Genomic DNA, 19,463 nt, shown 5'->3' with positions numbered 1-19,463 from the left:
GAATTCTATGACCCCAATTTTTTGAAATAATAGAAGGAGTACATAACTTGCTGCAATATAGGTTACCAACATTGTTGCAATCAGTAATAGAATGTTTACAATTCTGAGGGGGGTATTCTTTTTACTTAATACTTTCTTGAGCAAAAATGTATGGAGATAAAAAGTAGAAATATTAGTTAAATATATGAGAAGGTAAATACCTGGGGGTTTGAATTGTTTAGATGCATAACCTAAAATAAATACTTCATATATGATGTAAATACTCCAGATAAGTAGGTGGAGTTTATATTTTTTATACAATGTTTTGAGTGTGGAAAAAGTCATTTTTTCGCTTTAAATCTATTGAAATAGGGTTTTTGTCTCCTAAAATTGGGGTTTTGTGTAAAAAAATGGTTGTGGTTAATTTTACGCTGCATCTTTACAGAAATTAATAACAACAATAAATAATCACTATTAGAATACTAATATCATGAAAGCTCAACACACAACCAAACTAGCTAAAAAAACTGTTTTTGTTTATAAAAGCATCAAAGCTCAAAATAATTATTCAACTACACCTACAGGTGATCAAAGCCACACAGTAGTAATGACTAGCTGGATCGTAGACCTTTAGTAGTTTATTGATTTCGATTAGATTTTAACAAACTGCTCTGTACATAGTTGAAGAAGGCTTCTTTATAACCTTCGCCAATTTGGATCATCTCGTTATTTACCAAACGGATTATATTTCCATCTACTTTTTTAATTGCCGCTTTAGCAACAATGTTCGATTTATTAACACGGATAAATGCGTGGTTTTCTAAGGCCTTTTCTATTTCCTTAAGTGTAAGGTAGGTAGTGTGGATTTCGGATTTAGTAATAATCTGTATATAATTCTGCAATGCTTTGATGTAAAGTATTTCATCAATAGCGATGTTAGAAAAAGCATATTTATGGTCGCCTTTGATATAAAGTGCCGCAACCTGGTCAGTTTCTTTAGGAGTCGCTTTTGTTGCATTGGCCTCTTTCTTTAAAATCCGGTCTATGCCCAATGCGAATTTTGCAAATGAAATAGGTTTAAGTAGATATTGATCCGATTGTACATCAAATGCTTGCAAGGCATAATCAGGATGTGCAGTAGTAAAAATCAAATATTTTGCTTTTTCTCTGATATTTTTAGCCAGTTCCAATCCATTTATGCCTGGCATATCAATATCCATAAACAATAAATCAATTTCGTCTTCGGTACTTATCTCAGTAAGTGCCTGGACCGGACTGGTAAAAGTTTTAAAAACTGTTAAACCAGGCATTTCCGCAATGTGGTCAGTTAATACTTCAATTGCATGCTGCTCGTCGTCTATAACAACGCATTTTAGATTCATGAGTATAAATATGTTTGTTTTATTTGATTTGAATGCAAGTTAAATAAAAATGAATTGAATTAACAATTGCATCAAAAAAAACTTATCTCAGGTTTCGTCTAAAAAAAACCAGGGTTTCGTGTAATATTCTGGGTAGTTGATGTAAAAAAATTATCTGATCCCCTTCTTTTTATAATCTTTATACTGTTTGCCAAAAACAAAATAATTAGCAGTGAAAACTACTAATTGTGAAAAACATCTGCCTGCCCAATCTTGTGTAGCCTGTAGATAATAAAATTAAAAACAGGCCATACAATACTGGGTAAGATTACAAAAACTAAAAAACAAAAAATACCGAAAAGCAAAGAAATATTCCCCTACATCTACCAAGCCTCAACATGAAAAACAACGAATACGAATATTTACTTAATAAAATCTACTACAAGGGAGTTCTGAAAAATCAAGGAATCAACGCAGATATGTATCAGAGAATGCAAAATGAATATAGCAATCTTGATGGACAGAATCCTGTTAAAGGCCAATTAGATGGCGAATACGCATTCAGAAAATCTTTTTTAGTTGTGCGTAATTATGTTCAGCAAGCTATTAAAGATGGTATGAAAAGTTTCCAGTTTACCATGCGCGCTACTGATATCAACAAATTAACTTATATGGTTGATATGTTGAACAGAAACTTTTTTGATAAACAAAGTTTGGATCAAATTATTATCACTGCAAATTCGGTATTTAACCAATACAATTTAAAAAACTAACGACCTAATAATAGATAACAACATGGAATTGAAAGACGAAATCGGGCAGTTTGCCGTAAGAATTAAGAAAATGCTTCCACAAGTTCAATCTGAGGATTTAACAAGGAATGCGTTGGTTATGCCTTTTATCCAAATCTTAGGATTTGACCCTTCTGAAGTTCAATCTGAAGCTGTTCTAGACTTCGGGGTTAAAAAAAGTAAAAAAGTTGATTACACCATTATGAAAGATGGCGAACCAACAATCCTTGTTGAATGTAAACACCACAACGATAATTTAGATATTCATGATTCACGCCTATCTAAATACTTCCGTAAAACAAAAGCTAAATATGGTTTATTAACCAATGGCTTAGTATACCGCTTTTACACAGAGAAAATGGTGAGATCAAAGAAAAACCAAGAACCATTATTCGAGTTTAAAATAACCGATACCAAAGCTGCTACCATTGCTAAAATGATTGAAGATCACAAAGATTATTTCAATGTAGATCATAAAACCATATAGTAGCAATAGGCTAATAATATTAATTTTGATCTAAGAGTTCCCGAAAAATTCTTATCTAAAAGTCTTGATCTGATCAAGACTTTTTTTTATGCCCTCTCGCAAAAAAAAGGGAGAAACCAATTCGGTTTCTCCCTTTAAACTATAACAGGATTTCTCCTGATTAAATTAATTCTACACTTCTGCTTACAAAAGCTGTTAATTCTGCACCAGTTAACATGCCTTGCGCTAAAAGCGCTAAATCTACTGCTTGTTTAGCCAGGTTGCTTTGCTCTTCTCCTTCAGCTTTTAAAATTTTACTTACCAATTTATGGTTTCCATTAATGGCAACTTTATAATTGTCGGGCATTTGGCCGTAAAAACCCATTCCACCACCCATTGCAGCCATATCTTTCATCCGGCGCATAAATTCATCCATGGTAATAGTAACTGGTAATTCCTCCGGGTGTAAAGCCACAATTTCTACATGCATTCCCGGTTTGGTAATGGCTTTTTCAAAAATCGCAGTTACTTCTTTTACTTGATCTTCAGTTAAAACATGCTCGTTCTGCTCATCTTTCTCAATTAATTTATCCGCAACGCTCGAATCAACACGTTTAATTGATGTTTTCTCTAATTTTTGCTCCAATTGATTAATAAAGTGATTGTCAATTGGCGAATCCAGTACTAAAACATCATAATCTTTTTTATTGGCTGATTGGATAAAAGCATCTTGTTTAGCAGCATCATTGGTATATAAATAAACCACAGTGCCATTTTTATCCGTTTGTAAAGCCTTTACCTTCTCTTTGTACTCAGGAAGTGTAAAAAGCTCATTTTTAGTATTACCTACTAAAGCAAAATCTTTGGCTTTATCGTAAAACTTCTCTTCACTGATCATGCCATATTTAACAAAAAGACCAATGTCTTTCCATTTATCTTCGTAAGCTTTACGGTCTTTTGCAAATAACTCACCTAATTTATCAGCAACCTTTTTAGTAATGTAATTGTTGATCTTTTTAACGTTACTATCGGCCTGTAAGAAACTACGCGATACATTTAAAGGAATATCAGGAGAGTCGATTACACCATGTAATAACATCAAAAATTCAGGAACAATATCTTTAACCTCGTCGGTAATAAATACCTGGCGTGAGTATAATTTGATTTTGTTGCGTTGCATTTCGAAATCGTTTTTCAACTTAGGGAAATACAATACACCTGTTAAATTAAAAGGATAATCAACATTTAAGTGGATCCAGAATAATGGTTCTTCACTAAATGGATACAATTCACGGTAAAAGTTTAAATAATCCTCGTCTGACAAATCTGCAGGGGCTTTTGTCCAGATCGGGTTGGTGGTGTTAACAATGTTATCAACTTCAACATCTTTATATTTTGTTTTACCTTCTTCATCTACACCATCTTCAACTGATTCTGTTTTCGTACCAAACTTAATCGGAACCGGTAAAAACTTAGCGTATTTATCAAGGATTTCCTGCAGTTTGCTTTCTTCTAAAAACTCTTCCGAATCTTTGTTTACATGGAGGATAATATCGGTACCACGTGTGGTTTTAGTGCCTTCAGTAATTTCAAATTCTGTACTGCCATCGCAAACCCAACGTGCAGGCTCAGCGCCATCCTGGTATGATAAAGTTTGAATTTCTACTAAATCTGCAACCATAAAGGCCGAATAGAAACCTAAACCGAATTTACCGATGATTTCATTGGCATCTTTAGCATCTTTAAATTTCTCTACAAACTCACTTGCGCCAGAAAAGGCAACCTGGTTAATGTATTTTTTAATTTCTTCGGCAGTCATCCCCAAACCGTTATCGCTAATGGTAATGGTTTTTGCATCCTTATCAACCGCAACTTGCACCAATGGTTGACCAACTTCGCCATTAAACTGACCTAATGAACCTAGTCTTTTAATTTTCTGGACTGCATCTACTGCGTTAGAAACCAACTCGCGAAGAAAAATTTCGTTATCAGAGTATAAAAACTTCTTAATTATCGGGAAAATATTCTCAGTGTGTATGGAAATATTTCCTTTTTCCTGTATGCTCATATGTAAATAAATTGTTTAATCTACATCCTGCATAACAAGGGCTGTTCCAAAAGAATTTGTTTGCCAAAATGACAGTAAGGTGGAGAAGGATGCAGTGATTATACCCTGTTATAAGGCCTTTTTCAATGTTAGGCTAACTAATAAAACTTATAAATTGACAGGGCTTATTCATCTACATAATAATGATAAATATTTACCTGTTTATTGCAACCAAAAACTAGACTAATCCTTAAAAGACACGGACTGACTTATTACTACTTAGCAGAGAAATGGAAAAAAGCCGACAGAGTTTGTCTTAAAGTCGGATTTTGAACTCTTCTGCCAATTTTTCTTTATCTTAAAATAAAAATACAGACTCACTTAATCAGCTTGCGCGGAACAGTTATAGATGGGAGTAATACTCAATAAAATGTGTTTACTGGCTAGAAATCCTATGACAACATTCTAACTGATGGACTGTGAATGTGTTACTTTGTTGCCATAATCGCTAAAAGCGCATTGATGTGGATCACTAAGAATAATAAGGATTTTATACTAATGGAAATCGGATGTTGAAAAATCTATACTTGACAGGAACATCAAAGCAAAAAAACCTATCTTAGTTGAAAGTACACAGTGTGAACTAAGCATAAGTTGATGGCCTTTATTCCCAGATCATGTCAATTTGTACATATTTTATTATGCCAGAACGAATTTTAATTGAGGTTAAACTAGAACATATTTATCAGGAAACTTTGCAAATAGAGAAAGATATCTCTCTTTACAATGGGGAATGCGGGTTGTCACTTTTCGGAGTTCTGTACTCCAAGCATTTCAGAAAAAATCATCTGTCCAGTGAAATAATAAACAACCTGCAATATTTACTAAATAAGTCATTTGATGGTGGTTTCAAAACACTATGTTCTGGGAAAACAGGTATAAACTGGTATTTTAGTTATTTAAATGAAATTGGCTATTTGGGAATTGAGGATAAAAGGGAAGTGTGTTCTGATGATCTAATCCTCTCAAAAATAGCACTATTTTGGATAGAAATAGGAAATTTCGATTTTTTACATGGGGCGCTGGGAATAGCATATTATTTATTAAAGTCCAAAAGCATCCTTGTTAATTTTTTTGAAAAATTTTTCGAACATCTTTTTTTTCTTATGAAAAATAAAGATAACATGATTTATCATTTTGATTTTAACACTTTCAGGCCTGATAAAACCAGAATAAACTTAGGCCTTGCCCATGGAATTACAAGTATCTTAAAATTCTCCGTTGAGTGTTATAAATCAAATATCTGTAAAGAAAGGGCTTTAGATCTCATGAGTAAAGTTACCTATTTCTTTTTATCATCTACAAATACATTTCAGGACAAATCGATCTTCCCTTCCATTATAGTGTTGGGGACTAATATTAATCAAGCAAGTAGATTGGCTTGGTGTTATGGGGATCTTACCATAGCTTTCGTACTTTATCAAGCAGGGGTAGAGATGAAGGATCAAAAAATCATTGATTTTTCATTGGCCATTTTTGCAAAATCTCGTGACAGACGAAACCCTAAAGAGAACCAAGTTGTAGATGCAGGTATTTGTCATGGCACGTCAGGTATAGCCCATATTTACAATAAAATGTGGAAATTAACTGGACACCAAAAATTTAAGGATGAATGCGAATTCTGGATTGATGAAACATTAAATTACGGTACTTATCAAGATACAATCTCTGGGTTCAAAAAGTATGATCCCGTGCAAGAAAAATATGTAGCAAGTAAAGGGTTATTAGAAGGGAGTGCTGGAATTGGATTGGTATTAATCAGTTTTCTTACGGGTGATTGTTCTTGGGACAGTTGTATGATGTTAGATAGCTGATTGAAGTTCTTATTGCTAGCTTTAATTTAGTAATATTTATAAATTTTTAAGTTGGTGTCACAAATTTACAATTAATTAAACTCTCAAATTATTCCATGGAACCATTAGATTTTGTATTATTAAGAGCACCACTGCAAAGCCTTTTTTTAGCAACAACAAAAACCGATTTAAATCAAGAATTTATATCAAGTCTTCAGCTCGCCGCTCCAGAATTATACAATGAGTTGCAAAAGGCAGATTCTAGTAGTGCCAAAGAAAAATTAGAGGCGAGCCTTAAAAAGTATTGGCTTCGAAGTTGCACAAGGTGTACTCCATTCGGTGTTTTTGCTGGAAGTTCTTTGGTAAACATAAGCGAACAAGAAACTTCATTAAAGATTGAAAATAATAAACGACATTTTACTGATGCAAGGTTAGACATGGGCTATCTAACGGCTATAAAATCTCAAATTGAAAATGACCCATTGATAATACCCTATTTACAGTTTATAAACAATGACAGTCAATATGAAACCCCAACAGGATTTAGGTATGCAGAATATATTTTAAATGAAGAAACAAAATACTATAAACTTTCATCAGTAGAAAAAACGGAGTTCATTTCATTTGTTATCAGCTGTGCTAGGATACCCAGAACGATAGGAGAACTTTCATCAGCATTTTCATCGAGATTTTCTACATATAGTGAGGAGGAGGCGAGCGACTTTATTTTGGAAGTTTGGAAATCTCAACTTTTAACTAGCCATCTAGACTTAAATTTAACCGGTAGTGATCCATTGGAAAATCTTATAGGTAAACTTTCATTGATAAATTCAGCGGATGAAATAGTGAAAAAACTAAAATATGTACGATCTCTTTTAAAAACCGTACATACCGGAACTGATTATGGGGAATTAACCGCAAAAATAGTTTCAGCTTTTCCCTTAGAACATATGCCAAAAGATATCCTTCAGGTGGATTTAAGACTAGCTACCTCTGAAAAATTTCTTAGTAGACAACTAGTAAAGACTATCTTGCGTCATTGTGAAGAATTGGCTCCGTTGTCAAGATGGAATACCAATTCTAATTTGGAAAATTTCAAAGAGCAATTTATAGAAAAATATGGTGATGCTGAAATGCCGCTCAATTTGGTGCTTGATAGTGATCTGGGAATTGGCTATGGTAAGGATCACATTGAACAAATGCTTGGAAGCGAATGGATCGAAGGTTTGCCGTTGGCAATGAGAAAAAGCAAATCTATTGCTCAACATAGAGATCATATTACCGACTTTACTTTTTCAAAATATCAAGATTATATACAACATAACCTACAGGCAATAGAAATCACTGATAGTGAGCTAGAATCTCTTAACCTAACCGAATTTAAGTTCTCAACTAGCTCGTACCTAATTGGATCCTTAATACTGAACAGCGATAAAGCAAGCCCTTATGAATATATTTTTGATCTCCATGCTCCCGCTGGGCTATCAGCAGCTAATTTGCTTGGTAGATTCACCTCAAACGACAAACATCTAAGCAAACTTGTAAGTGATGCCCTAATAGAGGAGGAAAAGGAGTTTCCAAATGCGATATTCGCAGAGATTGTACACAATCCTCAAGCAAGAGTTGGAAATATTCTTCTCCGGGACCACTTAAGGAAATATGAAATTCCTTACCTAGGCCGATCGGGAATGAATGTTGAACATCAGATTTTATTGAATGATATAGTCGTCTCTGTAAATAACAACAACATTAATCTAAGGAGTGTAAAACACAACAAAAGAATATTTCCACGACTTTCATCTGCACATAATTTTTCAACACCTGCTAATTTACCGATTTACAGATTCTTATGTGACCTTCAGGGGCAGGGATTAGCCTATCCGATCATTTGGGACTGGGGTTTTTTGGGTGAAATAAATTTTTACCCCCGTGTCTATTACAAAAGCATAATTATTAAAAAGGCAAGATGGATTGTTGAGGAAAATGAAGTAAAAACCTTCATAGATGCTGAATTTGAGCCTAAAAGTTTTAGCGCATTTATTTTTAAAAGAAAGATCCCCAAAAAAATAATGTTAGTTCAGGGCGATAACACTTTATTGATCGATACCGAAGATCTAGTATCTATTGGGATTCTACTAAAGTACATCAAGAAATACAAAAAAATCACGCTTGAAGAATTTCTTTTCACCAATGAAAATTGCATTGTGAGAGATATAGCAAATTCTCCTTATACAAACGAATTAGTTATTCCTTTCAAAAGAAAATATGCTCAACCTATAAATATCAGTAATCTTGCAAGTGAAAATAAAAATGTTCAAAGAAAATATGCTCCAGGGAGTGAATGGCTTTATTTTAAAATATATGGTGGTGAAAAGACTCTTGAAAATATCTTAATAAATTATATTTTCCCATTTTTGAATACTGAAAATATTCAGGGCAATTACGAAAAATTCTTCTTTGTCAGATATAAAGATAAGTTGGGGGGTAATTTAAGGATTCGTTTTTACAATAGTAACCTACAAAACCAAGCCTTTTTGCAAAGGGAATTTATAAAACTGCTAAATCCATTTTTAGAAAACTATCAAATAAGCAATATCGTAATTGATACTTACGTTAGGGAACTTGAAAGATATTCTGAGGATTTGATTGTAGACTCGGAATCAATTTTTTATCATGATACAATTGTGGCTCTTCGTTTGGGCAAATTATTGGGAGAAATTGAAGAGCCAGATAAATATCGTTTACTCTTTGTGTTAAGAAGCATTGATACCTTCCTGGATGATTTTGGATTGATAATGGAAGAGAAACTGGTACTGGCTAAAAGGCTTTCAACAGCATATTTTAATGAACATGGTGCGGCACCACAATTAAAACACGCACTTAACGATAAATACAGAAAACTTCAAAAGGTGCTTTTTTCACATATGGACAGATCTATGGACTTAGATAATGAAATTCAAGAAGCTATTGATATCTTGAATATTAGAACCGCTCAAAATAAAACCTTCATAGAACTTATTACCAGCAAACTCAAAAGCAGAAATGTTGAAGATGCAAAAAACAAGCTTTTAATCGACTATATACACATGTTTTGTAATAGGCTATTTATTTCTAAACAACGTAGGTATGAGCTTGTGGTTTATACTTTCTTGGACAAGTATTACTCATCACAAGAGGCAATTAAATCAAAGAAAAAAGGATACTTGGAGTCCTAACTATTTTATATGAATCATGAAGGTTCAGTCGCTTCTCAATACCGGGTTTGCTAAACTATATTAGATTGAACACTAACAAAAGTAATATCCTGAGGTTCATACAAAATTTCATCAACTTAAGATAGTGGGAATAAAATTGACTCCTCAAGCCTGATGCTGCCAAATGTTGCTAAGCCAAGTGTCGATTATTGCCAGTTTTGAGGGGCCCAAGATATTTTGCGTCTCGGTGCCCCGTGTTAATTTCAGTGCAAAAAACATTTATTCGTTGTTGAACAGTCGATGTGTTTTACAGTTCAAGCTCCTTATTTAACAAGGGGCCAGGGCAAACGCATCTAATTTTTGAGAATATTGAGTAAATAATCGTTGTCCCATCTTGCAATAAGTCTTTTCCCTTTAACGCTTCTCTTCTTGCTGGTTTCATTTTTGATCAGGTTAAGTGTAATCCTGCAGATGATAGAGAAGTTTTCAGCGGTTTTGCCAGTCCGTTTTCTACTGCTGTCCTCATTGAAAGCAACATCAAGCAGCCAATGCAGTGAATTTTCAATGGCCCAATGGAAACAAACCGCGCTGCCTATTTTTGCTGCATCAGCATCCCGATTGGTAATATAATAACGTTTCTCTTTTTGTTCCGTCTGAGAAGCTTTGAGGTAACGCGTACTTTCCATGCAGCTGCACATGGAAAAGGTTAGTATGTACCGAACAGGTACGGGTTACTACCCTGCCATGTTCCGTATCCACCTCTTGGTGCTGCGATACGTGGCTGCAGAAGCGAAGGGTATCTTCCACATCTTGCTCCAAATGTCCTTGACAGCAATAACGTAATTCGCTCCCGAGTCCTTAATCTGTTTGGCTGTTTGGTACCCATCGCGTCAATAGTTACAATACAGCCTTTTAATCCCAATACGCTCAATAGTTTGGAAATCGCTGTAATCTCGTTGGATTTGTCGGCTGTTTTTACTTGCTCTAAACCATGTTATTTGTACCGGCCCGGGCACTGACCATATGCATAGCTGATTTTGTACCTTTGCCACGGGAGCCGCGGAATGGTTTTGCCATCTATGCTGATGATTTCCCCTTCAGTAAGCTCGGCTACACTTTTTACCCAGGCCAGAAAGCAAGTTTCAAATTCCAAAGAATCTAAAGCTGCAAATATCCGGTTAAAAGTGTCATGAGAGGGAATCCCGCTGGGTAATTGCAAAAATTCGGCAGCTATTCCCGTTTTGACTCCCCGTAGGATTCTATCTCATTCCAATTCTCACATCCGCGGATTACCGCAGCTATAGTAATGAAAATAATATCTTCTAAAAAATACTTTTGGTTCTATCCAACGGGGGATCAGTTAGGGATGAAAAATGTTTCATTGGGTCGCTCATAAGTCTTTTTTATACAAAAAAAAGCTTATATTAAAACAGCTTTATAAAACTATTTCTAAACATATTTTAGCAGCGTATTACAAGGAACACTTGCATTTGTTATACATTCTGCTCCAGTAGTACATAAAACTGTATCTCTTTCCTCATATAGGCTCTTTACATAAACAACTGCAGGTCCTGTTCCTTCATACTCTTCAATCACTTGTTTCATTTCTGAGGACGTAAAACTACCGATTTCTTCTTTTCTCAATTTGAGAAAAGAAGTATTTAAATTGATTTTTTTCATATCTTATTAATTTAGTTTTACCTAAGGTAGCATTTTTTTTTTGAAAAATATTAAATAGAATTTTTGATATTGAGGTCATGCCTGAAGTGCTAAATTTCAAGAAAAAGCAAAAATACTTGATTCTATTTGTCTGCCCAAGTTCGAAGATATTTTTTTTCTGAATTTAATAGTGCAAATATCCTGAAATGCACAAAAATGGTTTAAGGTTTCTTTATCCAGCACGCAAGCTAATCCTGCATCTACATTGAAACCAAAAAACTCTCCTTCGTTAAAATCAATAAGGTCTTCTGTGCCGATTAACGCTTCTTCAAAGCGTATGGCATCATAAGCTGTAAATTGCACTTTAACAGCGGCGTATCTGGCACCATCTTCATCGTCAGGAACTACTACAGCTGCAGTTACCGGGAATTCGCCTTTAGGAACTTTAATTAAATAGGGCTCGGCATCTTTTTGGATATATACAAGCGGATCTCTAACCAAAATTTCTCCTGTTGGAATAGAAACACTTCCCAGTTCTAAGTGATCTATCTTTTTACCAGCTACTGTTGTTTCCTCAAAATAATCATTCAAGTTATTGGGGCAGGCTAGTAAAGCACGTTTCTCGTTCCAGGTTTTTAACCATTCATTGCTTGGTATCATTATCATTAATTTATTCGATAGAGAGGCTTTTTTATTCTTATGAAAATAAAAAAGCCAAGAAAATTTAAAGGTCTTCTTGGCTCGTTATTTTAATGTCAGCTTAATTAATTTAAAAGAAAACTTGGTTTATCTTCTTCCAGTGAAAGAATTTTAGTGATCTTTTTAAGTAACACGTCCATTTGGAATGGTTTCGATAAGAAATCGTCCTGGCCGTAGTTTAAGGTTGTAAAATCTTTTGGATCATATAAACCAGAAATAAGCAAAATCGGAATTTTAGAGGTGCTTTCAATCGATTTTAACTGTTCGCATAATACACGCCCATCGATGTGCCCCAGAGAAATGTCTAGTAAGATTAAATCAGGGCTAAATTTTTCAATTCTGTTAAAAATCTCCTCACCATCATTCAGTGCAGAAACTTTAAATCCTCCGATTTCCAGTATTAATTGTATGGTTTCTAAAACCTCAATATCGTCATCTACTACCAGTATTCTCTTCATATGTGTGTGCATTTATATGCCGTTAAGAATATAACAAAAGTTTATGTTGTTATGTTTACAATCTTAAGAATATTTTAACAATAAATTTATAGTAGCTAAAAAATAGACTTCGATTTTAATTCACTTGTTGGTACTATCCCTTCTTTGTTTAAAATAAAATTAAATAGCTCTTCAATAGGTTTCTGTAATATTTTCCCAGGTTCAATGCCATTTTCTAATAACACTGAAATTAATGTTTCCTGATAATAATAGGCTATAGAGCCTACAAAGTGGCATGGAACACTTTTGTGTTTAGGATAATCTTTAACATTGGTATCTACAAACTCCTGAAAGCCTGTTCTTAAAATGTCCTGAATAAATGGATGGTCTTTATGGCTGGCCATGAAGCGGCTAAAGCCTGCTAGATAGATATTTGGGAAAGGTTTTTGATAAACATTGGTAATAATCTGTTCTTTTTCTGCCGGGAAAGACTTTTTAAATTCTGCAGCTAGGGTTGATGGCATTTTATTGTACAAATAGCTTAGAAGTACTTTTTTTCCAAAGAAAGTACCAGAACCTTCATCGCCAAGAACGTAGCCTAAGCCATGATGCCCATCGTGGATTTTCTTTCCATCGAAATAACAGATATTCGATCCGGTGCCTAAAATACAGTTTAAGCCTTCTGCATTTCCGCAGGTAGCATATACCGAGCCCAGAAGATCGTGGTCAACTGAAATAAAAGCATTACCAAAAACGGCCGACAAGCCATTTGAGACTACTTCATGTTTATCGGGTGAAGAGCAACCAGCTCCAAAAAAGTAGATTTCTTTTACCTCATTAGCGTATTGTAATAAGGATTCATTTTTAGAAATCAGCTTTGTAATTTCTTGCTCACTTAAGAAATAAGGGTTTATTCCAGGAGTGCTAAATTTAATGGTTTCGCCATTATGATAGCCCATCCAATCAGTTTTCGATGAGCCACTATCTGCAACAAGTATCATGGACTAAATATAAAAATTAATTAGATAAATTTATATTTCCACTGATTTCTTTCAGTGTAGTTTCGGCTATTTTCGCTTGATATTGCATTTCGATGAAACGGTTTTGTGCATCAATAGCATTACGCTGTGCTTCTCTGAGTTCTAAAGGGGCTATGCTGCCCAAACGGTATTTTGCTAGGGTAATATCTAAGTTTTCTTTTGCAATATCTACATTTCGCTGCTCTAATTTAATCAGATCCAGGTAGGTGCTGTAATTTTGATAAGCAGTAAGCAATTGCGAATTTACATCCAGCTTGGTTTTGTTCAGATTAAGGGCCGAGTTGTCGATCTCTATTTTTGCATTACGCTCTTGTTGGCGCTGTAAAAAACCATTAAATAAATTTATACTTGCCGTAACGCCATAAGTAAATCCATTCGCAGCAAATTTTTGGTTAAAGCCTGTAGGGCTGGTACTGTTTGCCCTGCTGTAGCCAGAGTTTAAACTTACAGATGGATACCTTGCCCCACGGATAGATTTTAAATTTAAGGATGCAATACGTTGATTAATAAATGCATTCTGCACATTAGGATTCTGCTGCTCGGCCATTTCGGCCATTTTACTGAACAGGATACCTTTATCTACATCAATGTGGTTGTCTACAGAAAACGAAGTACCGATATCTCTCACCATCAATTGGTTTAAGCGCACTTTAGCTACCTGTAAGGCATTTTTGGTTTGCAGATAGTTTGATGTATCGGTATTGTAATCAACCTGTGCGGTTAACACATCCAATTTAGAGCCACGGCCAAGTTGTAATTTTGTTTTCGCAATATTGGTACGTAATACAGAAACGTCCATTGCACTATCGGCAGCAATAACCAATTGTTGTTGCCTTACAATGTCGTAATAAGCCGTAATTACATCAGCAACTGTAGTTAAAATGGTTAACCGGGCGTTTAACTCGCCTTGTTTTTGCAACTCTTTTAAGCGATCATAATTGGCAAACATGCTAAAACCATTAAAAATAGTCCAGTTTAATTCCGCACCATAACTGTTATTGGTACTTTTTGCGCCTGTAATTACCCGATCAGGACCAGTTGCAGGGGTTTGCCTGGTATTCTGGATACTTCCACCATTGGTATAACTTCCCGTTAAATTAGGTAACATACCCGCGTTGCCAATATTGGCATTGTTTTTTGCGATATCGATCTGGTTTTTACTGATTTTGATATCGTAATTGTTCTGTAAAGCAACAGTTATCGCCTCCTGTAAGCTCAGTTTTTCCTGAGCAAAGCCCGAAAGGGATAAACTTACCAACAGGATAAATATTTTTAATTTCTTGCTCATCTTATTCTTCTGTATGTAAAGCTTCTTGTTCAAAACGATGGGCTTCTTTTAATTCTTTATTCGGTTTGTACGGTTTGGCCCAGTAAGAGTAAATGGCTGGTATTACAAATAAGGTTAAAACCAAAGAGAACAATGTTCCACCTACAATTACGGTTCCCATACTCATTCTGCTTTTTGCAGCGGCACCTAAAGCAAGGGCAATTGGTAAAGCTCCAATCGCAATGGCTAAGCTGGTCATTAAAATTGGGCGCAAACGCGAAACAGCAGCTTCACGTATAGCTTGAGGAATCGCAATCCCTTTTTCTTTTAGCTGGTTAGCAAACTCAACAATTAAAATACCATTTTTGGTTACCAAGCCAATAAGCATAATGGTACCGATCTGGCTGAAGATATTCCAGCTTTGGCCACATAACCAGAGCGATAAAAATGCACCGGCAACGGCCATGGGTACAGTTAAAATGATGATAATGGGATCTTTAAAGCTCTCAAACTGTGCCGAAAGAATTAAATAAACCAGAAGGAGCGCCAAACCGAATGCAAAGAAGGTATTTGAAGAGCTTTCTTTAAAATCCCGAGATTCTCCACTTAAATCGGTAGAGAAAGTTTCGTCTAATACTTTTTTAGAAATGGCATCCATGGCATCTATACCTTCGCCAATACTTTTTCCCGGTGCTAAGCCTGCCGAAACAGTTGCCGCAATAAAGCGGTTGTTCCTGTACAGCTGTGGCGGACTACTTTCTTCTTTAGCCGTAACCACATTGTCTAGCTGAACCAACTCACCCTTATCATTACGTACATAAACAGAACTTAAATCTAATGGATCCTTCCGGTCTCCACGATCGAACTGACCAATTACCTGGTATTGTTTTCCATTCATGAAGAAATACGAAAACCTTTGACCACTTAATCCTAAATTTAAGGTTTGTGCAATAGCAGATATAGAAACACCTAAATTTTTGGCCTTATCCCTGTCGATGGTCAAGTTAATTTCAGGCTTGTTAAATTTCAGGTTTACGTCTGATACGGTGAATGTTGGGTCTTTCGAAACCGCATCCATAAACAAAGGGATTTTCTCTCTTAGTTTTTCGAAATTTTGGGCCTGGATAATATAACTGATGGGTAATCCGCCACGGCGACCTACTGAAATGGTTGGCTGTTGGCTCACAATGGTTTTACCTTCGGTATATTTTTTGGTTACCCGGGTGAGCATATCGGCAATGTCTTTTTGCGAACGTTTACGCGTTTCGGGATCTGTTAAACCCATTCTTACAAAACCAGAGTTTACCGCACCCGAACCACCAAAACTTGGCGAAGTAATGGTAATGTTTACGTTTTTTTCGGGAACTGAATCAATTACCAACTGATTCAGTTTCATAATAAACTGATCAGTATAGGCAAAGGAGGCACCTTCGGGAGTGCTTGCACTGATATTGATTGCACTTCTATCGTCATAAGGGGCGGTTTCTTTTGGTAAAACCTTCCAGAATAAGAAAATAAGCCCCATACACACTATAATAATTGGAATGGAAAGCCATCTTTTATCCAAAAATTTGTTCAGGTTAGATTCGTATGCATCATTTAATTTTATAAAATAGGGTTCTGTCCAGTTGTAAAATCTGGATGGTTTATGTTCACCCTTTTTCATCAGGTAGGCATTTAACATCGGTGTTAAAGTGAGTGATACAAAGGCAGATACCAGTACCGCGGCACCTATTACCACGCCAAACTCTCTAAATAAACGGCCCACAAAGCCCTGTAAGAAAATTACCGGTAAAAATACGGACGCAAGGGTAATGGAAATCGAAATTACAGCAAAAAAGATTTCATTTGATCCTTTAATGGCTGCCTCGAAAGGCGACATGCCTTCTTCAACTTTTTTAAATATATTTTCGGTAACCACAATACCATCATCTACCACCAATCCTGTAGCCAGTACAATGGCCAATAAACTCAATACATTGATTGAAAAGCCGAAGGCGTACATGATGAAGAAAGTAAAAATTAAAGATACCGGGATATCGATTAAAGGTCTAAAAGCAATGGCCCAATCTCTGAAAAAGAGATATATGATCAAAATTACCAATACCAGTGATAAACCAATAGTCTCGGCAACTTCGGTTACCGAACGCTTGATGAAAAGGGTATTGTCTAATGCAACTTTCAATTTAATATCCTGTGGGATATCGGCTTTTAATTTATCAAAACGTTTGTAAAACTCTTTACTGATATCGAGATAATTGGCTCCGGGCTGAGGGATAATGGCAATGGCCACCATTGGCCTGCCCGATTCACGTAGAATGGTTTCTTCGTTTTCTGGTCCTAAAACCGCATAACCAACATCTTTTAGTTTAACTACCTGATTGCTGTCGGCTTTTAAGATTAAGTTATTAAACTCGCTTTCGTTGGTTAGTTTTCCCAGGGTTTTAACTGTTAGTTCGGTAGTAGCGCCGGTGATTTTTCCTGATGGAAGCTCTACGTTTTCATTGTCTAATGCAGTAACAATATCCTGCGAGGTTAAGCCGTAAGCACTTAGTTTATTGGGATCCATCCAGATACGCATGGCATATTTCCTTTGACCCTGGATTTGTACACTACTTACCCCCGGAATGGTTTGGATACGGTCGGCAATTACGTTTTCAGCAAAATCACTTAATTCCAGTGTATTGCGTTTATCGCTCTGGATCGTCATCGATAAAATCGGGTCAGAGTTGGCATCAGCCTTACTTACTACCGGTAAACCGTCAATATCTTTAGGTAAGGTACGGGCAGCCTGCGATACTTTGTCACGCACATCATTCGCGGCTTCTTCTATATTTTTATCGAGGTTAAACTCTATGGTGATATTGCTTGTTCCCTGGTTGCTTGATGAAGAAATATTTCGGATCCCATCAATGGAGTTGATCGATTTTTCTAAAGGTTCGGTAATTTGCGATTCGATAATATCTGAGTTGGCACCAGGATAGGAAGTTCTTACCGAAACCACCGTGGGGTCGATAGATGGATACTCGCGTACACCTAAAAAGGTATAGCCGATTATCCCGAAAAGGACAATCAATAAGTTCATCACAATGGCCAAAACCGGCCTTTTTATACTCGTGGTTGAAATACTCATTATTGATTGTATTTATTTTTTTTATGCTCGTTGTTCACTCTAAAACAATATATTTTGGCTTCTTTTGGTAAACCGGTGTTAGCTATAGTTAGTCTGTTTTGTACTTCAATAGCCGCACTATCTATATTTTTATCCATATTAAATTCAACTATAATATTGCCAGCACCTTTTTGGGATGATGTTGATATTTTATGGATATTGCTGATCTTTGAAATTTCTTTTTGCAAAGGATCTAAAACTTTCATTACTGTAGCCGAATCGGCTTCTTTATAGGATACATATACCTGCATCACGGCACGCTCTTTAGGGCTTTGCTTGCAGCCAACGAAGCCAAAGACTATAGTCGCGAGGGCAATAAAGGTTACTTTTTTTAAACCCGTGGTTGAGATACTCATAATTGTTTAACCAAATGAACTTTTACCTGGGCATCTTTCTTCAATGCCATCGACCCGGTTGTCAAAACCGTATCGCCAACTTTTAATCCTGACGTAATTACAATATTTTCATCGGTACGGGTACCTGCTTCTACTTTTACTTCCTGCGCTTTTCCGTCTTTTTGTACATAAACAATTTTGCCTTTTAACACAGGTATTACGGCTTCGTTAGGAATTAATATGGCATTTTGTACCGTATTTAAAGCCAGTTTAATTTTGGCAAAAGAACCTGGTAATAAAGCATTATCTGCATTAGGTGCCAAAGCCCTAATCTGTAACGTTCTGGTAGCCGCATTAATCCCCGGTTCTATTGCGTAAACTTTTCCTTTATTTTCTTTGGAAGAGCCATCGGTCGTAAATATAATTTCTGAATTTACTTTAATCTGTCCCGCATATTTCTCCGGAACAGAAAAAGTAATTTTAACCGGATTGGTACTTACCAGGTTGGCTATTACAGTTGCTGGTGTTAAATAGGTTCCGGCCGAGATGCTACGCAAGCCTACTCTACCGGTAAAAGGTGCACGGATAGCGGTTTTGGCGAGTTGCGCCCGAATTAATTGTGCTTGCGCCTGTAGGGATTTTAAATCGGCCAGAGCAGTATCGTACTCCTCCTGGCTAATAGCGCCTTTGGCCAAAAGCTGTTTTGCACGGTTTTCATTTGTTGATGAAAGTTTTTGCTTGGTTAGTGCATCCTGTAATTGTGCCTGTATATCTCTGTCGTTTACTTTTACCAATACACTTCCTTTTGATACGGTTGTACCTTCCTGAAAATAAATTCCGGTAACCAATCCCGATACTTCACTTTTCAATACAACCGATTCGTTGGCATCAATGGCGCCGGTTACTTCCAAATCGTTATCAAACGATACTGGTTTTACCACAATTCCATCAACTACCAATGGAGCAGAAGCACTTCCCTTACCATCACCTTTGCCTTTTCCCGCCCCAGATGCACCGCCTTTCCCTTCGAGTTTTTTATTTGCGTTAATTCTGTAATAGACCAAATAAGCCAAGCCTATAGCTAAAACAGCATAGATAATATACCTTTTCTTCATGTTTATTATTTGTGTTGTGCGTATTCCAACATTAAAACGAAATTAATG

At 35.9% G+C, this 19,463-nt stretch carries 17 protein-coding genes; 4 read left to right on the top strand and 13 right to left on the bottom strand.

Going from position 1 to position 19,463, the window contains the following annotated elements; translation table 11 throughout:
* Positions 1-617: 617 nt before the first annotated feature.
* Positions 618-1,361 carry a LytR/AlgR family response regulator transcription factor gene (locus H9N25_RS17170; RefSeq protein ID WP_190326668.1) on the bottom strand — a complete coding sequence of 248 codons (744 nt, stop codon included), beginning with the start codon at positions 1,359-1,361 and terminating at the stop codon, positions 618-620.
* A 377-nt stretch (positions 1,362-1,738) separates the two neighbouring features.
* Between H9N25_RS17170 and H9N25_RS17165 the strand changes: the two genes are divergently transcribed.
* Both H9N25_RS17165 and H9N25_RS17160 read left to right on the top strand, forming a co-directional pair.
* Positions 1,739-2,113, top strand: a complete 375-nt coding sequence (locus H9N25_RS17165) for a hypothetical protein (protein WP_167297124.1) — start codon at positions 1,739-1,741, stop codon at positions 2,111-2,113.
* 28 nt (positions 2,114-2,141) lie between these two features.
* Positions 2,142-2,618 carry a type I restriction enzyme HsdR N-terminal domain-containing protein gene (locus H9N25_RS17160; RefSeq protein ID WP_167297123.1) on the top strand — a complete coding sequence of 159 codons (477 nt, stop codon included), beginning with the start codon at positions 2,142-2,144 and terminating at the stop codon, positions 2,616-2,618.
* Positions 2,619-2,778: 160 nt separating this feature from the next.
* Here H9N25_RS17160 and htpG read toward each other — a convergent pair whose 3' ends face one another.
* Positions 2,779-4,665: a molecular chaperone HtpG gene (gene htpG / locus H9N25_RS17155; RefSeq protein ID WP_223833427.1), complete on the bottom strand. Its 1,887-nt coding sequence runs from the start codon at positions 4,663-4,665 to the stop codon at positions 2,779-2,781.
* 680 nt (positions 4,666-5,345) lie between these two features.
* On the opposite strand from htpG, the gene H9N25_RS17150 reads away from it, so the two are divergent.
* Both H9N25_RS17150 and H9N25_RS17145 read left to right on the top strand, forming a co-directional pair.
* Positions 5,346-6,518: a lanthionine synthetase LanC family protein gene (locus H9N25_RS17150; RefSeq protein WP_190326667.1), complete on the top strand. Its 1,173-nt coding sequence runs from the start codon at positions 5,346-5,348 to the stop codon at positions 6,516-6,518.
* 95 nt (positions 6,519-6,613) lie between these two features.
* On the top strand, positions 6,614-9,712 hold the full coding sequence (locus tag H9N25_RS17145; protein WP_190326666.1) for a lantibiotic dehydratase: 3,099 nt from the start codon (positions 6,614-6,616) through the stop codon (positions 9,710-9,712).
* A 332-nt stretch (positions 9,713-10,044) separates the two neighbouring features.
* On the opposite strand, the gene H9N25_RS17140 is transcribed toward H9N25_RS17145, so the two are convergent.
* From H9N25_RS17140 to H9N25_RS17090, 11 genes are all read right to left on the bottom strand, one after another.
* A complete protein-coding gene (locus H9N25_RS17140) occupies positions 10,045-10,377 on the bottom strand; it encodes an ISAs1 family transposase (RefSeq protein ID WP_190326665.1) in 333 nt (110 codons plus the stop codon).
* A 308-nt stretch (positions 10,378-10,685) separates the two neighbouring features.
* Positions 10,686-10,910, bottom strand: a complete 225-nt coding sequence (locus H9N25_RS25500; protein ID WP_190326664.1) for a transposase family protein — start codon at positions 10,908-10,910, stop codon at positions 10,686-10,688.
* 11 nt (positions 10,911-10,921) lie between these two features.
* Positions 10,922-10,981 carry a hypothetical protein gene (locus H9N25_RS25495; RefSeq protein ID WP_407947458.1) on the bottom strand — a complete coding sequence of 20 codons (60 nt, stop codon included), beginning with the start codon at positions 10,979-10,981 and terminating at the stop codon, positions 10,922-10,924.
* A gap of 159 nt (positions 10,982-11,140) precedes the next feature.
* On the bottom strand, positions 11,141-11,371 hold the full coding sequence (locus tag H9N25_RS17125) for a hypothetical protein (protein WP_190326663.1): 231 nt from the start codon (positions 11,369-11,371) through the stop codon (positions 11,141-11,143).
* Between the two features lie 96 nt (positions 11,372-11,467).
* Positions 11,468-12,010 (bottom strand): DUF4241 domain-containing protein, encoded by a 543-nt coding sequence (locus H9N25_RS17120; RefSeq protein ID WP_190326662.1) that lies wholly within the window; start codon positions 12,008-12,010, stop codon positions 11,468-11,470.
* A 104-nt stretch (positions 12,011-12,114) separates the two neighbouring features.
* Entirely contained in the window at positions 12,115-12,507 is a 393-nt protein-coding gene (locus tag H9N25_RS17115; RefSeq protein ID WP_051691826.1) for a response regulator, read from the bottom strand.
* Positions 12,508-12,602: 95 nt separating this feature from the next.
* Positions 12,603-13,487, bottom strand: a complete 885-nt coding sequence (locus H9N25_RS17110; RefSeq protein ID WP_223833426.1) for an N-acetylglucosamine kinase — start codon at positions 13,485-13,487, stop codon at positions 12,603-12,605.
* Positions 13,488-13,503: 16 nt separating this feature from the next.
* Entirely contained in the window at positions 13,504-14,814 is a 1,311-nt protein-coding gene (locus tag H9N25_RS17105; protein WP_190326661.1) for a TolC family protein, read from the bottom strand.
* Position 14,815: 1 nt separating this feature from the next.
* Positions 14,816-17,926 (bottom strand): efflux RND transporter permease subunit, encoded by a 3,111-nt coding sequence (locus tag H9N25_RS17100; RefSeq protein WP_190326660.1) that lies wholly within the window; start codon positions 17,924-17,926, stop codon positions 14,816-14,818.
* Positions 17,926-18,321, bottom strand: coding sequence for an efflux RND transporter permease subunit (locus H9N25_RS17095; protein ID WP_190326659.1), 396 nt, complete (start codon positions 18,319-18,321; stop codon positions 17,926-17,928). The genes H9N25_RS17100 and H9N25_RS17095 overlap by 1 nt, the downstream gene beginning before the upstream one ends.
* On the bottom strand, positions 18,318-19,415 hold the full coding sequence (locus H9N25_RS17090; RefSeq protein ID WP_190326658.1) for an efflux RND transporter periplasmic adaptor subunit: 1,098 nt from the start codon (positions 19,413-19,415) through the stop codon (positions 18,318-18,320). The genes H9N25_RS17095 and H9N25_RS17090 overlap by 4 nt, the downstream gene beginning before the upstream one ends.
* Positions 19,416-19,463 lie beyond the last annotated feature (48 nt).

Source organism: Pedobacter riviphilus, assembly GCF_014692875.1.
Lineage (GTDB): Bacteria > Bacteroidota > Bacteroidia > Sphingobacteriales > Sphingobacteriaceae > Pedobacter > Pedobacter riviphilus.
Note: the sequence above shows the minus strand (reverse complement) of the source record. Positions and strands in the feature narration are given on the sequence as shown.

Excerpts from the sequence above, each read along its gene's own strand:
- H9N25_RS17105 (WP_190326661.1), bottom strand. The coding sequence starts at position 14,814 with ATGAGCAAGAAATTAAAAATATTTATCCTGTTGGTAAGTTTATCCCTT.
- H9N25_RS17120 (WP_190326662.1), bottom strand. The coding sequence starts at position 12,010 with ATGATACCAAGCAATGAATGGTTAAAAACCTGGAACGAGAAACGTGCT.
- H9N25_RS17150 (WP_190326667.1), top strand. The coding sequence starts at position 5,346 with ATGCCAGAACGAATTTTAATTGAGGTTAAACTAGAACATATTTATCAG.
- htpG (WP_223833427.1), bottom strand. The coding sequence starts at position 4,665 with ATGAGCATACAGGAAAAAGGAAATATTTCCATACACACTGAGAATATT.
- H9N25_RS17100 (WP_190326660.1), bottom strand. The coding sequence starts at position 17,926 with ATGAGTATTTCAACCACGAGTATAAAAAGGCCGGTTTTGGCCATTGTG.
- H9N25_RS17125 (WP_190326663.1), bottom strand. The coding sequence starts at position 11,371 with ATGAAAAAAATCAATTTAAATACTTCTTTTCTCAAATTGAGAAAAGAA.
- H9N25_RS17140 (WP_190326665.1), bottom strand. The coding sequence starts at position 10,377 with ATGGAAAGTACGCGTTACCTCAAAGCTTCTCAGACGGAACAAAAAGAG.
- H9N25_RS17095 (WP_190326659.1), bottom strand. The coding sequence starts at position 18,321 with ATGAGTATCTCAACCACGGGTTTAAAAAAAGTAACCTTTATTGCCCTC.
- H9N25_RS17170 (WP_190326668.1), bottom strand. The coding sequence starts at position 1,361 with ATGAATCTAAAATGCGTTGTTATAGACGACGAGCAGCATGCAATTGAA.
- H9N25_RS17110 (WP_223833426.1), bottom strand. The coding sequence starts at position 13,487 with ATGATACTTGTTGCAGATAGTGGCTCATCGAAAACTGATTGGATGGGC.
- H9N25_RS17090 (WP_190326658.1), bottom strand. The coding sequence starts at position 19,415 with ATGAAGAAAAGGTATATTATCTATGCTGTTTTAGCTATAGGCTTGGCT.
- H9N25_RS17145 (WP_190326666.1), top strand. The coding sequence starts at position 6,614 with ATGGAACCATTAGATTTTGTATTATTAAGAGCACCACTGCAAAGCCTT.
- H9N25_RS17165 (WP_167297124.1), top strand. The coding sequence starts at position 1,739 with ATGAAAAACAACGAATACGAATATTTACTTAATAAAATCTACTACAAG.
- H9N25_RS17115 (WP_051691826.1), bottom strand. The coding sequence starts at position 12,507 with ATGAAGAGAATACTGGTAGTAGATGACGATATTGAGGTTTTAGAAACC.